The 15,624-nt window shown below is 60.4% G+C and carries 11 protein-coding genes; 8 read left to right on the forward strand and 3 right to left on the reverse strand.

The window, feature by feature from the left end:
* Positions 1 to 32 precede the first annotated feature (32 nt).
* On the forward strand, positions 33 to 3,590 hold the full coding sequence (gene mobF / locus K323_RS0102425; RefSeq protein ID WP_022883697.1) for a MobF family relaxase: 3,558 nt from the start codon (positions 33 to 35) through the stop codon (positions 3,588 to 3,590).
* 65 nt (positions 3,591 to 3,655) lie between these two features.
* On the opposite strand, the gene K323_RS23845 is transcribed toward mobF, so the two are convergent.
* Positions 3,656 to 4,660 (reverse strand): DNA-processing protein DprA, encoded by a 1,005-nt coding sequence (locus K323_RS23845; RefSeq protein WP_051147186.1) that lies wholly within the window; start codon positions 4,658 to 4,660, stop codon positions 3,656 to 3,658.
* 189 nt (positions 4,661 to 4,849) lie between these two features.
* Between K323_RS23845 and K323_RS23850 the strand changes: the two genes are divergently transcribed.
* The 5 genes from K323_RS23850 (at position 4,850) to K323_RS23875 (ending at position 12,366) form a co-directional block, all read left to right on the forward strand.
* Positions 4,850 to 5,194 carry a hypothetical protein gene (locus K323_RS23850; RefSeq protein WP_022883699.1) on the forward strand — a complete coding sequence of 115 codons (345 nt, stop codon included), beginning with the start codon at positions 4,850 to 4,852 and terminating at the stop codon, positions 5,192 to 5,194.
* A gap of 407 nt (positions 5,195 to 5,601) precedes the next feature.
* Entirely contained in the window at positions 5,602 to 7,698 is a 2,097-nt protein-coding gene (locus K323_RS23855) for an ATP-dependent nuclease (RefSeq protein ID WP_022883700.1), read from the forward strand.
* Positions 7,695 to 9,479 (forward strand): UvrD-helicase domain-containing protein, encoded by a 1,785-nt coding sequence (locus K323_RS23860; RefSeq protein ID WP_033372343.1) that lies wholly within the window; start codon positions 7,695 to 7,697, stop codon positions 9,477 to 9,479. Before K323_RS23855 ends, K323_RS23860 begins: the two co-directional genes overlap by 4 nt.
* Before the next feature lie 168 nt (positions 9,480 to 9,647).
* Entirely contained in the window at positions 9,648 to 11,216 is a 1,569-nt protein-coding gene (locus K323_RS28695; protein WP_022883702.1) for a thymidylate synthase, read from the forward strand.
* Between the two features lie 130 nt (positions 11,217 to 11,346).
* The gene (locus tag K323_RS23875) at positions 11,347 to 12,366 is read left to right on the forward strand and encodes a nucleotide kinase domain-containing protein (protein ID WP_022883703.1); all 1,020 of its coding nucleotides are present in this window, start codon (positions 11,347 to 11,349) and stop codon (positions 12,364 to 12,366) included.
* Positions 12,367 to 12,382: 16 nt separating this feature from the next.
* On the opposite strand, the gene K323_RS0102465 is transcribed toward K323_RS23875, so the two are convergent.
* Together K323_RS0102465 and K323_RS0102470 are read right to left on the reverse strand one after the other, a co-directional pair.
* A complete protein-coding gene (locus tag K323_RS0102465) occupies positions 12,383 to 13,006 on the reverse strand; it encodes an Nmad2 family putative nucleotide modification protein (RefSeq protein ID WP_211219811.1) in 624 nt (207 codons plus the stop codon).
* Between the two features lie 21 nt (positions 13,007 to 13,027).
* Positions 13,028 to 13,495, reverse strand: a complete 468-nt coding sequence (locus K323_RS0102470; RefSeq protein WP_022883705.1) for a TIR domain-containing protein — start codon at positions 13,493 to 13,495, stop codon at positions 13,028 to 13,030.
* A gap of 80 nt (positions 13,496 to 13,575) precedes the next feature.
* Between K323_RS0102470 and K323_RS0102475 the strand changes: the two genes are divergently transcribed.
* Both K323_RS0102475 and K323_RS0102480 read left to right on the forward strand, forming a co-directional pair.
* A complete protein-coding gene (locus K323_RS0102475; protein ID WP_022883706.1) occupies positions 13,576 to 14,796 on the forward strand; it encodes a toll/interleukin-1 receptor domain-containing protein in 1,221 nt (406 codons plus the stop codon).
* On the forward strand, positions 14,793 to 15,623 hold the full coding sequence (locus K323_RS0102480; protein ID WP_022883707.1) for a hypothetical protein: 831 nt from the start codon (positions 14,793 to 14,795) through the stop codon (positions 15,621 to 15,623). Before K323_RS0102475 ends, K323_RS0102480 begins: the two co-directional genes overlap by 4 nt.
* The last annotated feature ends 1 nt before the right edge of the window (position 15,624 follow it).

The following is a 15,624-nucleotide window of genomic DNA, read 5'->3' on the forward strand; positions in this document are numbered from 1 at the left end:
CCTCCTCCTTGATGGAGGGAAGGTGAGCTGCGGTGACGGTGTCGATGCGGGTGATGTCGGCTGGCGACGGCTACAAGTACCTGCTGCGCACAGTGGCGGCTGGTGACGGCGACCGGGACCTTTCGACCCCGTTGACGAGGTATTACAACGCGGACGGCACGCCGCCGGGACGCTGGATGGGCAGCGGCCTCCCAACGCTCGGAAGCGGGCAACTCCGCGACAGTGATGAAGTTACCGAGGCGCAGCTCCAACTGTTGATCGGAATGGGGCGTGACCCTCTCACAGGTGCCCCGCTGGGGCGGGCGTACCCGGCTTACAAGTCCGTGACTCAACGCGTTGAGGAGCGAGTCGGAACGCTCGATCCCAAGCTGGGGCCGACCGCTCGGGGCCGAGCAGTCGCGGCGATCGAGGCCGCGGAATCCGAGCGTGGCACACGACGAGCAGTGGCCGGATACGACTTCACCTTCTCCATCCCGAAATCCGCCTCCGTGCTGTGGGCAGTCGCTGACGCAGGAACGCAATCACTCATCGTCAACGCACATCACGCGGCGGTTGCAGAAGTGGTTGCGTTCATGGAGCGCGAGGTTGCAGCCACTCGCGCCGGTGCAACCCCTGGGGATGGTGCCGTTGCGCAGGTCGAGGTACGCGGGCTGATCGCGACAGCCTATGACCACTACGACTCGCGCGCGGGTGACCCCCACCTGCATACGCACGTCGTGATCAGCAACAAGGTGCAGACCGTGCTCGACAACAAGTGGCGAAGCCTGGACGGGCGCCCCCTCCACGCTGCAACGGTGGCGCTCTCCGAGTTCCACGAAGCGGTGTTCGCGGATCACCTCACGCGGCTCTTCGGTGTGGAGTGGGAAACACGTGATCGCGGACGAGACCGCAACGCGGCATGGGCCATAGCGAAGGTCCCAGAACAACTCGTGTCCGAGTTTTCGTCGCGCTCGCGGCATATCAACGAGGAGAAGGATCGGCTCATCGCCGCGTACGTGGAGAAGCACGGCAGACAACCCTCCCGCACGACGATCATCAAGCTGCGTGCCCAGGCGGCACTCGCCACACGACCGGAGAAAGAGATCCATTCCCTCGCCGAACTCACCACTGAATGGAGGCATCGGGCGGGCACGATCCTTGGTGTCGATGCCACTCGCTGGGCACGCGAGGTCACGGCGAATGAGGCGCCGTTGCTCCTGCGCGCTGATGATGTGCCGCTTGACGTAGTTCGTGGGCTGGGACAGAGCGTCGTGGCCGCAGTCGGGGAAAAGCGTTCCACTTGGCGCCGCTGGAATCTCACCGCCGAAGCTGCCCGGCAAACGATGAGGTACCGTTTCGCCAGCACACGCGATCGCGAAGCGATCATCGGCATGGTTGTCGATGCTGCCGAGGCCGTGTCGATTCGGCTCACGCCGCCCGAACTGGCATCCAGCCCTGCCATCTTTCGCAGGAGCGATGAATCGTCGGTGTTCCGGCCGAAGAACTCCACGGTGTTCTCGTCGGGTGAGCTGCTCGACGCCGAGGAGCGCCTGCTTCAACTCGCTCACACAACAACGGGCCCGACCGTCTCGCTGGAGACGGTCGAACGCATCGTGCGGAAGCCCGACCGTGAGGGGTTGGTGCTCGGGGAAGACCAAGCGTCTGCGCTGACGAAGATCGCTGTCTCCGGTCGTGTCGTTGATCTGCTCGTCGGCCCGGCTGGCGCCGGGAAAACGACCGCCATGAACGCACTACGCCGGGCATGGGAAAAGGAACACGGTCAACGATCCGTCGTCGGGCTGGCCCCCTCTTCGAGTGCGGCACAAGTGCTTGCCGAGGATCTCGGGATCACAACTGAGAACACGGCGAAGTGGTGGCAGAATCACCTGCGAGAAGGTGAGACCTTTCAGTCGGGCCAGCTCGTCATCGTTGATGAAGCGTCACTCGCGGGAACGCTTTCCCTGGACCGAATCACCCAGCTTGCTGCTGATGCTGGGGCAAAAGTGTTGCTCGTCGGAGACTACGCGCAGCTCCAGGCTGTCGACGCGGGCGGCGCCTTTGGGATGCTCACGCATGATCGTTATGACGTGCCCGAACTTATCGACGTTCACCGCTTCACGCACGACTGGGAAAAGCGTGCGTCCCTCGATCTTCGCCATGGCCACACCGACGTCATCGACACCTACGACGAGCACCAACGCATCGTTGACGGGGACACCGAGGAAATGATCGATTCAGCGTATACCGCCTGGCGCAGCGATCTCGTCGCGGGGCGTGCAACGGTTCTCGTCTCAGACTCCAATGAATCGGTGACCGCACTCAACAACCGAGCGCGCACCGATCTGATTCTCGATGGCGCCGTTCGCGGGTCACGTGAGTCTGAGCTGCACGATGGAACCCATGCGGCATCCGGAGATATCGTCATCACGCGCCGCAATGACCGCCGCCTACTGGCAGGGCGAGGCTGGGTGCGCAACGGAGATCGCTGGAACGTCGTCGATGTTCGACGCGATGGATCGATGCTTGTTCGACGGGCTGGAAGTTCCTGGGGGACCAGCGTTCTTCTGCCAGCCGATTATGTAGCTGAGCACGTCGAACTCGGCTACGCCGTGACATCCTTCCGCGCGCAAGGCCTCACCACCGATACTGTACACGTGCTCGTCGACTCGACGATGTCCCGGGAGAACTTCTACGTGGCGATGACACGGGGTCGTGATGCCAACGTCGCCTACGTCGCAGTCGACAAGCCCGACCCATCCCACGATGGTCCACATCCTGGTGAGAACGATGAAGTCACCGGCCGCAGCGTTCTCACCGGAGTGCTCCAGCACGTCGGTGCCGAACTTTCCGCGCATGAAACGATCGCCGTTGAACAAGAGTCCTGGGGATCGATCGCGCAGCTTGCCGCAGAATACGAGACGATCGCCTCGGCCGCGCAGCGCGACCGGTGGGCATCCCTGGTGCGAGCGTCCGGCCTCAGTACAGAAGAAGCCGAGGAGGTCATTAGCTCGGATGCGTTCGACCCCTTGACTGCAGAGCTGCGCCGAGCTGAAGCAAACCATCATGACCTGGCCAACTTGCTCCCACGTCTCGTCCGTGCGCGTGGCTTTGGCGATGCGGACGACATCGCTGCCGTCATCCGACACCGAGTTATCGACGCCACCGCGCGACCAGCTGGATCAGGCCGCACACGCAAGGTGCCCAGGCTCATCGCCGGGCTCGTACCCGAAACGATGGGACCGGTTGCTGGTGACATGCGTCAGGCGCTCGATGAACGTCGTCACCTCATCACGCAGCGAGCCGACGCAGTGCGCGACAAAGCCATCGTCGATGATGCGCAATGGATCGCGTCACTCGGTGAAGCTCCCGCTGCCGCATCGGGGCGTGAGAGTTGGCAGCTGGCAGCGCGGACGATCGCCGCGTATCGCGACCGATACGCCGTCACGACGCCGAGCCCGCTTGGGCTCCGACCCGAGGCCACGGCGCAGCGAATCGATCACGCGAGGGCCGAAGCAGCACTCACCGAGATCCGCCGTATGAACGCCGCGGCCAAGGTTGTGCAGTCCCATCGTGAGCCGTCTGAGAGGACTTCGGAGAGGCGGGTGCTCTGACCGCTGCCCAGTCGCGCCGGTGCACGCGCTTTTCTCCAGTCAACTGCGCTGAAGAAGATGAGCGATTACAGGCCGCGTGAATCGGGTGAGCGACGATCACAAGCTGCAGCGATGCGAAATGCTCGTGACAGCTCCGTGTTGGGGTCGTTGCTCTTGTCCTCGTCGGCGAGTCGAAGAACGTCTTCGGAACCTGTGAGCAAACGGGCGCGTCTGTCTTGAATAAGGATGTTGGAGCCATAGCTGGCGGCACTCGTCACGGGGCCAGGAACCGCACCGACTGAGCGACCAAGCTCCACTGCTTCGTTGGCGACACGCAGCGATCCTGACCGCGCCCCCGCCTCAACGATCACCGTCGTCGAGGAGAGCGCGGCCATAATCCGGCCACGATCGAGAAAGCGCTGCCGTGTTGGCGCAACACCCGGTGCAACCTCAGAAACGAGGAGACCTTGTTGCTCAATACGCGCAAACAGATCCGCGTGTCCGGCAGGGTATGCGCGATCGACCCCACCCGCGAGGACTGCAATCGTTCTTCCACCGGTCGCCAACGCCGACTGGTGTGCGACTGCTTCGATGCCGTAAGCACCACCAGCGACAACGACACGGCCACTGAGCGCGAGGTCACTGGCGAGCTCAATCGCCATGTGGTCTCCATACGCTGTGGAGGCGCGCGCACCGGTCAACGTGATGCGGTCGGCTAGAGGCTGGGCCAGCAGCGCAGTCTCGCCACGCGTCCAAAGTGCATATGGTGTGCGGGCTCCGAGATCGTTGAGGGCGACTGGCCAATCCTCCTCACCCGGAATCAGGACCCGGAGACCTTGTCGCTCGAAGGCTGCCATCTGTGTGGCCAAGGTGTCGGCGCTGCTCACAGTGTGTAAGCGTTCGCGCCATACTGCCGCTGCGATTTGGTCGAGGCCGGGCACCGCGCCGTCAGCATCAGCGAGGCGGAGCAGTTCTACAGCGCCGACTCGGCCAACGAGACGACCGGTCGACGGATCGTTCGGTGGAGCCACGAGCGAGAGAACGGTACGCGCGCTCCGCTCGTCGTGTCCGAGGGAAGAGAGGGAAGTCATCATCGGGCTCCTTCACAGCAGTCATTACCGTGAAGGTGCACAGAGCCGCCCTTCCGTATGTCGTTGGTCCGGCGTACCCTTGAAACCAGGCGACACACTCAATGTTCGCCATCGCCCGCGCGATGGCATGACGGCCCCAGGGCAGTCCTTCAAGGTTCAACGTTGCCGAGCCATGAGAGGACCGTTGTCATGTTTCGAATCATCTGGGTTATCAGCATCCACCTCCGCAACTTCATGCGCAGGTACATGCCGACCAACATCCTGCTCGACGCGATTCGCGCCCGCCGCGGGCTCAAGTGGGGCGTGCCCGCGATGCTTCTCGCCATCCCGTATCTCTTCGCCGCGAGCATCTGCACGGCTCTCATCGACGGGGGAGCGTCCCGCTGGCTCTACGTCGTTGCACTTGTCTGCATCTGGAACGCGCTCAAGTTTTTCGTGATCGGGCCGGTCTCAGCGGTGTTGATAATGCGGATCAAGCATGCTGAACGTCGGGCCATGGGACACACCGTGAATTCCACCGCCGCGGCTTCGTAGAGCGCTCGGCAAATTATCTGCGCGATTTGGCGGCTGCGACCCGCGGGCTGTGATTCCTCGGCGAAGAGCGTTGTCTCATAGGATTGCGGCTATGTGACACTCCAACGAGGAGGTGCCTGCGTGTCCACGAGCCAGGCCCATTGAATGTCACGGCTGATCGGGCCCGCCACCTGATGTACGTGCGCTTCCTGACCAGGATGGGCCCGCCAGGTCAAACGCGAACGACGCAAAGGAAATGAAGGTCGTTTCGAGATGGATGGACGCCTGACCGGGTTGAAAGGGCCGCTTTAGCGGTCCAGGTATGTCCTGATCGACAGACGCCCATTCGTCGGGCATGCTTGGGCAATCAGGTATCTTCCGATTCCGTAGGGGCGCAAGACGAAGCGGTCCTCCAGTTAGGACCACGAATGCCCCCGGACATCGCGCCATCAATCGATGCGTCTCGGCCGGAAGCTCCTGCAACTCCAGCGCCGCTGCGCGTCAGCAACATCAGCGTGAGGAACTTCAGGCTTCTGCATAAGGTGGACGTCGCTCTCAGCGATAGTGCAACGGTACTGGTGGGGCGCAACAACACAGGGAAGACCTCATTGGCGGAGGTCATGTCGCGGTTCTTCCAAAAGACGAGCTTCAAGCTGGCTCTTGCTGACTTCTCGTCCGAGACGTATGACCAGTTTCGTCGTGCCTGCGAGTTGTATCTCGATCACAACGAAGACGCGGCCAGAGATGCGTTACCGACGATCACATTGACGATCAACATCGCGTACGACCCGAAACTTCCTGAGTACGGACCGTTGTCTGCTCTCATCGTCGATCTCGATTTGAGCTGCAATGAGGCTAGAGTCCAATTCGACTATGCGCTCGAAGGGGGGCGCTTGAAGGAGTTCTTTGAAGGGATCTCCCTGGACCCGACAACTGGCGCATTACCAAGTACCGTGACAGTGCTTGACGCTGTAGGCGACCGAATTCCCAAACTTTTCAAACGAACGATCGCAGCAGTTGACCCGAACGACTCGTCGAACACGAGAGAAGTTACGCTCGATGCAGTTCGCAAACTCATCACAGTTGATTTCTTGCAAGCACAGCGTGGACTGGACGACGAAAAAGAGCGCCCAAAGGACTTAATCGGGCAGATCTTTCAGTCACTCTTTACCGCTGCATCAAACGCAGAAGACGATACCGCCCAGCGCCGGACCGCCGACGATCTTGCAAAAGCCGTGGAGGGAATTGAGACGCAACTTGGCGCTCAGGTAGGGCGCATGGTTGCTGGCGTCATTCCGACGCTCGAACGATTCGGATATCCCGGTTTGCATGACCAGGAACTTGAGACGAAGACCAAACTTGACATTGAACGATTGCTCTCGAATTACACGAGCGTCCACTATCGCGGGGTAGCAGGAGTTTCACTCCCAGAGTCGTACAGCGGACTCGGCTCACGGAATCTCATCTTGATTCTCCTGACTCTCCTGAGCTATTACAGGGAGTACGCGGCCAGGGGCAACACCCCAGGTGTTCATCTCGTTTTTGTGGAAGAGCCCGAAGCTCATTTACATCCGCAGATGCAGGAAGTTTTCATCGATCAACTGAGCAGTCTCGCGAAACTGTTCCCTGGCATCGATAAGACCAGTCAGGATTGGTCGGCCCAATTCTTGGTGTCCACCCATTCTTCGCATGTCGCCAACAAGGCACCGTTCTCGGCGATTCGATACTTCCGCCTGGCTCGTGCCGTGACAGGTCAGCAAGGCCACCACGCGGAAGTTCTCGATCTCAGCCGCGCCGAAAACATCGACGAAAAGTTCCTCCACCAATACCTGACGCTGACACGATCGGATCTGTTCTTCGCGGACAAGGCAATACTCGTCGAAGGAACCAGCGAGCGTCTGATCGTTCCAAAAGCGATTGAAAAGAGCGCGGCGAAGCTCTCGAGCCAGTATGTGACGTTGCTGGAAGTTGGCGGTGCATACGCGCACATATTCTTCCCTCTATTCGACTTCCTTGGTCTGCCAAGCCTGACTATCACTGACATTGACGCTGTCGCTATTCAAGCAGGTGGCACGAATCGCACGGCAGCCCGCGTGCACTCCGGTGACCGAACAAGCAATGCGACTATCAAACACTGGTTCTCCAACAAAGACGTAACTCCCACGGAGCTACTTAGAGACGCAGAGACGGATGCCATCAGGCGCGGTAATCGATACATCGCCTACCAAGTTCCTGAAGCAGAAGTTGAAGCATGCGGTAGGTCCTTTGAAGATGCCTTTATTCTGGCAAATCCCACACTTTTCGAGCTCGCTCTGACTGGAGATGCGGTGGCCGATGAAGAGGCGGCGCAGGCGGAAGCAGAGGCGCACAAGAAGAGCGATTTCGCGTTAAGGTTCGCCATTAACGACACCGACTGGGTGACGCCTCGCTACATCCAGCGGGGACTCGACTGGCTCCTGGGTTTCAGCCATCCGGAGAACGCTGAAGTCACAACCGAGGCTGGGGGACCGGTGGTTGTGAAGTGAGCGAATTGCGAGTGGAACCTTTACGGACAGCAGAGCAAGAAAGCGACTCTGCGTTACGATCCGTCTTCGCTGCATTGGAGGCTCGGGAGAATTTCAAACTTGAAGCAGGCGCAGGTGCCGGAAAGACATACTCTCTCATTCGGGCCCTGCAACACATACTCTCAGAACGCTCTAAATACCTCCCAAGAGCAGACCAGCAAATCGCTTGCCTGACCTACACCAACGTAGCTCGCGATGAGATTGTCAACCGAACGGATTCGAGCCCTTTCGTGTTCGCCGACACCCTGCACGGGTTTCTTTGGGAAATGATACGGCCGTATCAAAAGGCTTTGGCACAAGCCATTCTCGTGGCCGAGAAATGGCAGGAAACGCTCGAAGGGCGTACAACACTCGACGGGTTGGAGATCGACTACGACCTTGGCATCCGCGGAATCGGTGATCACGTCGCAACCCTCCACCACGACGATGTCCCCGGTCTTGCTATGGAGCTGTTCAAGAACGCCAAGTTTCGTGCACTTATCGCGGACAGATTTCCAATCATCTTCATCGACGAGTATCAGGACACACCCCAAGGGCTGGTGGAGGCGATGCTCATCGGTCACAAAGAAGACCCCCTGACATCTATCTACGGAATCTTCGGAGACCATTGGCAGCAGATCTACGACAAAACGTGTGGATCAATCGACCATCCAGCTATAACCGCAATCCCCAAAAATGCCAACTTCCGTTCTGGCACAACAATCGTTAACTTTCTCAATCAGCTTCGGCCAGAGCTGCAGCAGGCTGCGGCCGAGGATGCGGCAGTAGGGACGATCACGATTTACCACACCAACGAGTGGCCTGGCGTGCGCCTCGGGAGCAACTGGAAGGGGCAAATCTCACACGCGGCGAGTCACCAGACGTTGGAATGGGCTACCGCAGACGCTCGAGAACACCGCTGGACTGACGCAACAAGTGATGTCAAGAATCTCATGCTCACTCACACTTCAATCGCCAACGAGCTCGGGTACGAATCACTACCTACCATCTTTAAATACAACGATGCGTTCATTCGTAAACAGGATCCTGTCCTCGCATACTTGCTTGATGTCGTCGAGCCAGCAGCCGTTGCATTCCAGGCACATAAGTACGGCGACCTCTTCGATGTTCTTGGCCGTTCCCAGCCACACATCCGGTCTCCTCGTGACAAAACTCGATGGACCAAGTTCTTCGAGAACCTCAATGCCCTGCGCGCAAACGGAACTGTGGGCGATGTGCTCGACCACCTCAATGGGCAGAAGCTGTTCTCGATCCCGAGCAAAGTACAACATCGCCAGACCCGCCTTGAGGAAGCACTCACCGAGCTTGAATCGGGCACGGAACTATCCGAGCCCCGCCTTCTTGAATATCAGAGGCTGAGAAGCGTGTCATACGCGGAAATTCGAGCTTTAGCAGCGTACGTGGATGACAAGACCGTGTTCTCAACGAAGCACAACGTCAAAGGTGCCGAGTTCGACAACGTAGTCGTCGTGCTCGGACGCGGCTGGTCGGCCTACGACTTTGCCAAGATGCTCGAGAACTATCCAAGGAGAGACCAACTCAACGACAGCGAACGAAAAAGCTTCGAACGGTCACGAAACCTGTTCTACGTTGCAGCTTCGCGCGCGAAACACAACCTTGTTCTTGTCTTCACTCAGAAGCTTGAGCAGGGTGCGCTGGCGACTTTGACAAACTGGGTTGGCGACTCAAACATCGTTCCAGTTACATTCACCGACGAAACCACGCCCGCGCCAGGCTTGTAGCTGTTTGCAAATCGACCGCCAGCTGATGCCAGTCGCGCGTCGGGAGTAGCGAATGTCCTCGAGCGACTCGCCCGGTGACGACACGAATTGATCTCGCCCTCTGGACGTTGGATTCTCGCGTGGCGCAAGCAATACTCAGTATCAGCGCGAAGTAGGCAGGAGGCTCTCATGATCTATCGCAATGCCGCGCGTGCCTTTGTCGCGGAGCTTGCCGAGATTCGTTCAACCGGGCATGCGGTGAGGGTTCGTGGGATGCGGACTCACGAGCTTCTTGCTCGAACAGTGACGTTGGAAAACCCAATGGAGCGTTTCATCACGGTCCCTGGCCGTCGCAATGATGCGTTTGCCACGATCGCCGAGACAATGTGGGTACTCGCTGGACGCAACGACATGGAGTACCTCGCTCGCTACTTGGGCCGTGCGCTGCAGTTCTCGGATGATCAGGCGACGTGGCGTGGCGGCTACGGCCCGCGGCTGCGCAACTGGGACGGCGTTGATCAGGTGAATGAGATCCGCAAACTCCTCCGCTCGGACCCTGAGTCCCGGCGGGCGGTCGCCGTGCTGTTCGACCCGGCGCGCGACTTTGTCGAGACGCTGGATGTGCCCTGTAACAACTGGCTCCACTTTCTCGTCAGGGACGGCCGTGTCGATCTGAACGTGACCGTGCGCTCTAACGACATTCTCTGGGGGTTCTCCGGAATCAACACGTTCGAGTGGAGCGTGCTGCACGAGATGATGGCGTTCTGGGTTGGCGCGCCGGTTGGGAACACGGCGTTCTTCATTTCATCGCTTCATCTCTATGACGAGCGGAATGAGCAGGCCGATCGCGCCCTCGCCGGATACGCCGGATACGCCGGCGCGACGGGCTACGAGGAGGCGTGGGTTGGGGCTCGGTTTGAGACTCCGTGGCAGGACTTCACCGCTTTGCTTGACCGCTGGTTCGATCTCGAAGCCCGTCTGGCGTCCGGGGAGGACTGCCACGCGGAAATCACTGGCTTCCCTGACCCGTTGCTTCGTCAGTTCCTTCAAGCGCTCGCGATCAAGTGGGCTATCACTGCGGGCGCGGACGAGGCTCGGCAACGCGAACTCGTCGACGAGCTTGGTCACAGCGACATTGCCTTCGCGCTCCACGAGCAACTCTTTCGAGACTCCCCACAACTTCTCTCCCCGCCCGCATCTGCACTGAACTGGGTCGACCTGCGCGAGTCCGTCATCGCGCTCCATCGGTCCAAAGATGCTGCCTACGGCAACTCGTGGAAGAAGCGTGGTGAGTTGATCAGTATCGCCGCCAACCTTGCTCGCAAGATCGACCGCATCGATCAGGTCGTCGACGGTGCCGCAGCGGGGCGAGAGACCCTCCTGGATACCGCCGTCGATCTCCTGGTATATGCGGTCAAGTATGAGACCTTCCTCGCGGATCAGTCCGCAGAGGTCGCCGGGAGGATCTTCGCGAACGGCGGCGAGCGGTTCAGCGACGGCCCGGACGGTTTCGAGGATCTCATGCGGGTGCGCGATGTCGCCGGCGAGGTCGGGACTGTTCATGCGGAAGCGGCAAATGCCTCGACGGCGTTCGACGAGCTGGACGCCTTCCTGCAGCTGCACCCGCAGGGCGAGTGGCTGGAGAAGCTCGCGCTGGCTGAGCGCCTGACCGAGATCGCGTTGCGCCTCGTGCTTGCGGTCGGGGTGTCAGACCCGCGTGGAGTCGACACGCTTCGGCGGGATTCGGGACGTTCGTGACGGCGGTTCTGTTGGGCTTCGACTCATCCGGAGGAGATGATGGAGTGCAGTAGCGACACTGCGATCGTGCTTGCATTTCCGGCATGGGAAGCGCGCAACTAAGGGCAGTACTAAACGGAGAAGCAGACATATGAGAGCACCAACTCCCCGGGACGGGGTCTACGAGCTCTACTGGAAGTTCGCCGCTGAGCGACAGCAAGTGTTCGAGGCGCGTGTCGCCGGAGCCCCCCGGCCGTGGACGCAGGACCGGATTCTCCAGGAGTACAAGTTCTGCAACGTCTACCGTGCGGCTGACCGCGTCAGCCAGTACCTCATTCGTGATGTCGCATACCGTGACGACGACTCAAGTCCAGCCGACCGTCTCTTCCAGATCGTCGCGTTCCGAAACTTCAGCAATATAGGCACGTGGGAGACCGTCACCGGAACCCTAGGGCGTTCGCCTCGCATTGCAGACCTGGAGTCCGGGGCGTTCGAATCCGCACTCACCGAGGCGAGGGAACGCAACGGCGGCCTCTACACGGGGGCGTTCATACTCTGCGCCACAAACGCCTACGGTCGCAAGACCAAACACCTGAACCATGTGGAGCTGTTCCGGGACATGTTCGTGCGGTCTCGTCTGGCCGAGCGGATCCTTGAGGCCGAGTCGCTGGAGGAGGTCTACGACCTTCTCCATATCTTCCCTCTGATGGGGGACTTCATGTCTTACCAGATGGCGATCGACCTGAACTACTCCGAGCACCTGAACTTCTCCGAGAACGACTTCACCAAACCTGGCCCGGGTGCCCTGCGCGGCATCAAAAAAGTATTCTCCGACCTCGGCGGACTCACACCACAAGAAGTGATCATGTGGATGGTCGACAACCAAGAGGCCGAGTTTGCACGCCTAGGACTTGAGTTCAACGGTCTTTGGGGTCGGCCCATCCAGGCGATCGATGCCCAGAACCTCTTCTGCGAGACCGATAAGTACTGTCGTGAGGCGGTGCCGGAGCTCGCCAGCGCGCGGAGCCGGATCAAGTCGCGTTACGCCTCCACGCCTGAGCCGATAACGCTCTTCTTCCCGCCCAAGTGGGGAATCAACGGTCTTCTTCCTCAGGAAGAGGTACTGGGGGACGAGCTTGCCCATGTAGGCGTTCTGGAGCCCATGTTCTAGGTCGAGTCGCTGACGCTCACGCTACGTCTGCTGCTGGCTGCAGGCGGCGAAGCCAGTCATGCGGGCGACCCTGCACGCCAGGCTCAAGCGACCGCACCCATTCGACGGTCGCCGCGACATGCACGTCAGTGAAATTGCTGCGATAAGCAGGCCCAGCGTGCACAAGGTCGAAGCCGTAGTCGTTGCGTAGCGATTCGGGGATGACAGGCCCCGCGCCACCGAAGTAGACGAACTCATCGCCCAGCAGCACCCGCTCGCTTTTTGTATCGCGCAGCATGTGTCGCGCCTCTAGGGAGCCGTCATCCTTACTGTGGCGAGAATTTTCCTGGATCCATTCACCGTCTGGATCGCGGTGGTAGATGTTGTCGCCGAAATGCTGCATGCGGCTGCCCCGAAGGTTCGGCCGCTTCTCGGCGAAGCGGTCATCGTGCCAGTACTCCTGGAAGCTCACAATTTCTGAGATGCGCATCGCGTAGACGAGGTTCCCTGCCTTGCCATTCGGGCGGGAGCCGGTTCCCACTATCCAATCATCGACTTGGGCGACCCGACGGATGTCCTGCTTGCAAGTGGCGAGAGAGCAGACGCCATGAAAGGGATTGGGCGCGAAGCCGACGTCGTAGCGCACGATGTAGCTGAACACCCTCACGCCCCTACCCCCTTATCAGCAGGCAGCTCGAGGGATCGACTGCACAGGAGCAGGCGCACCGCCGGGTTCTGTCCAGTTGTCTTTACCGTCAAGCGCGTCGATGATCGCTTGAGCATCCCAATTGACGATCGCGTTCGCGTAGTCCTCGAGCGGCTCGGGCATGTCGTCGTGCGTGGTGCCCGGCGCCCAGACCCCGACGATCCGCTTGTCCGGGAACTTCCGGGCATACTCGATCTCCCAGTCGACCCACTCGTGGTTCTTGGTATCGGGGGAGATGACGACGATGATCTTGCCCGCCCACCGGATCTGGTCGGCAAGGATCTGTCTGATGTAGTCGGGGCTCTTCGCGTTGTTCGGGGTCTCGCTCGTGATCGAAGAATCTCTGATCTCAGCACCGCTGCCTGAGAGCATCTTCTTGAGATCCCCGACCAGTGCGTCATCCTCGTGACGGTGGCTGATGAAGATATTGTGCTGATCGCTCATCTCGGATTCCTCCTTCAGAGATAGTCTAGTTTTGACCACCGACATCGCCCCGATGAGGTGGTGTTTCGAGAGGAGTACGCGTGCCGATCCCGCCGATCCTCGACGTGTTCGTTGTCTGGCACCCCGATGACATGAGCGGCGCCGAGCGATTCGCGGACCTTCACGAACACTTCCATAGCCCGGCCTTCTCAGGGTTGGCCGGCGGTGCCGTCGAGGTGTACGCGCGTAGCGAGCCCTGGGACGACGGTGCAGCACCACGGCCCCTAGGTATCGAAACGCCGCTCGGCGAGGGGCTCCCGGCCGCGCAGTTCAACGCGATCATTCCCGTCATCGACACGAACTTGCTCCGTGCGGCGGCCGACCCATCCAGCCTGTGGAGCAGGTATCTCCGCGAGATCGCTGCCCTTAACCAAAAATCTGGCGTGGGTGTCTACCCTGTGGTGGCAGAAGGTCTGCAATGGGGTAGCAGCGTCGTCAATCAGATTCTCGGCGATATCCAGACCCTGCCATCTAATGTGAACACGGATCGTGGTTTGTTCGGGCGTGAGTTGGCGCAGGCGATCACTCAGCACATTCAGCAGGAGGCGAAACGTCCCGCGCGGCTTACGGTGTTCGTGAGTCACACGAAACACCGGTCTTCGGAGGAAGCCGCACGTTCCGGGCCCGCGATGTTCGAGCGCGTGCGCAATCACATCCAGCAGTCGCACCTGTCGGCGTTCTTTGACGCGCACGACATCCAACCCGGCGGCGATTGGGAGAAGACGCTTGAGGACAGCGCCGCCAGCAGTGCGCTGCTGATGATCCGTACCGATGTTTACGCAGCCCGAGAGTGGACGCAACGTGAGGTTCACGCCGCGAAGCGCAGCGGCATGCCCGTCGTCTGCATGTATGCACTCACCGCAGGCGAGGAGCGCGGTTCCTTCCTCATGGACCACGTCCCCTCCGTGGTCTGCGATCTTGCGGACCCCGATCCGGGAGTCAAGCTCGCCCTCAATAGGCTCGTAGATGAGACGCTCAAGAACACTCTCTGGCTTGCCCAGACGTCCTACCTCTCCGGGGACGGGTTCGATTGGCTTCCCGCGCAATCGCCGGAGCCGACCACGCTCGCTCCCTGGCTGGCCTCACACCGAGAGAAGCAGCCAGACGACAAGCATCTCTGGGTAATCCACCCCGACCCACCGCTTGGATCCGCAGAGCGCCGCGTGCTGCTTCAGCTGTGCGCGGTGGCTGGCTACGACGTCGATGTCGACATCTTGACGCCTCGGACATTCGCTGCGCGCGGCGGAGCGCTCAGGAAATGAACGAACCTACCCTCATCTCGCGAGATGCGCTCTCTGGCCGGAAAATCGCCTTATCGGTCTCCGAGAGCGCCGATCTCGCCCGGCTCGGCCTCAATGAACAGCACTGCCGACTCGTTGTCGCGGAGGTCGGCAGAGCGGTCATGCTCGCGGGAGGCACCGTCGTGTACGGCGGCAACCTCAATCCCGGCGGGTACACCGAGATTCTGATCGAAGAAGCCCAACGCTTCAGCGGCGGACGACCCTCGTTGGAGATCACACTCGCCGAATCCGAGTACCGCAAGCTCACTGAAGACGAGCTGATTACAGCGGATAGAGGTCTCGGGGACTTCGGTAGATTGACGTTGGTGTCGGAGTCTGGTGACACGGTGCCCATATCAGCTGCCCTGGAGGGTGTTTGGACCCAGGATCCCGGCCACGCGTTGACAGCGATGCGTGAGTACGTCGCGTGCGAAACGACGGCTCGTCTCGTCGTCGGGGGCCGGCTCGTAGACTACACCGGCACCGAACCCGGCGTGATCGAGGAGGCCCGTCTGACGATTCAGGCCGAGCGCCTCCTCCTCGTCGCAGGAGGGTACGGCGGAGCTGCAGCGGCAGTCGCCCAGCGACTGCATCCGCAGTATTTCGTCGGTTGGGCGCCCGAAGGGTATCCGGTTCATGCTCAGAACGCGGAGGTTTTAGCTGCCTTGGAGGCGGTGCGCGACGCCTACGTAAGTACTGACGTGAAGCGTGCCCCTGACGAGGAGCTTCTACGACTCCTCACAATCAGCCACAGGCCAGCCGACATCGCGCGTGCCACTGTGCGCCTACTTTCGCAGTTGGTGGACTGAC

It is taken from the genome of Glaciibacter superstes DSM 21135, assembly GCF_000421145.1.
Taxonomy (GTDB): Bacteria; Actinomycetota; Actinomycetes; order Actinomycetales; family Microbacteriaceae; genus Cryobacterium; species Cryobacterium superstes.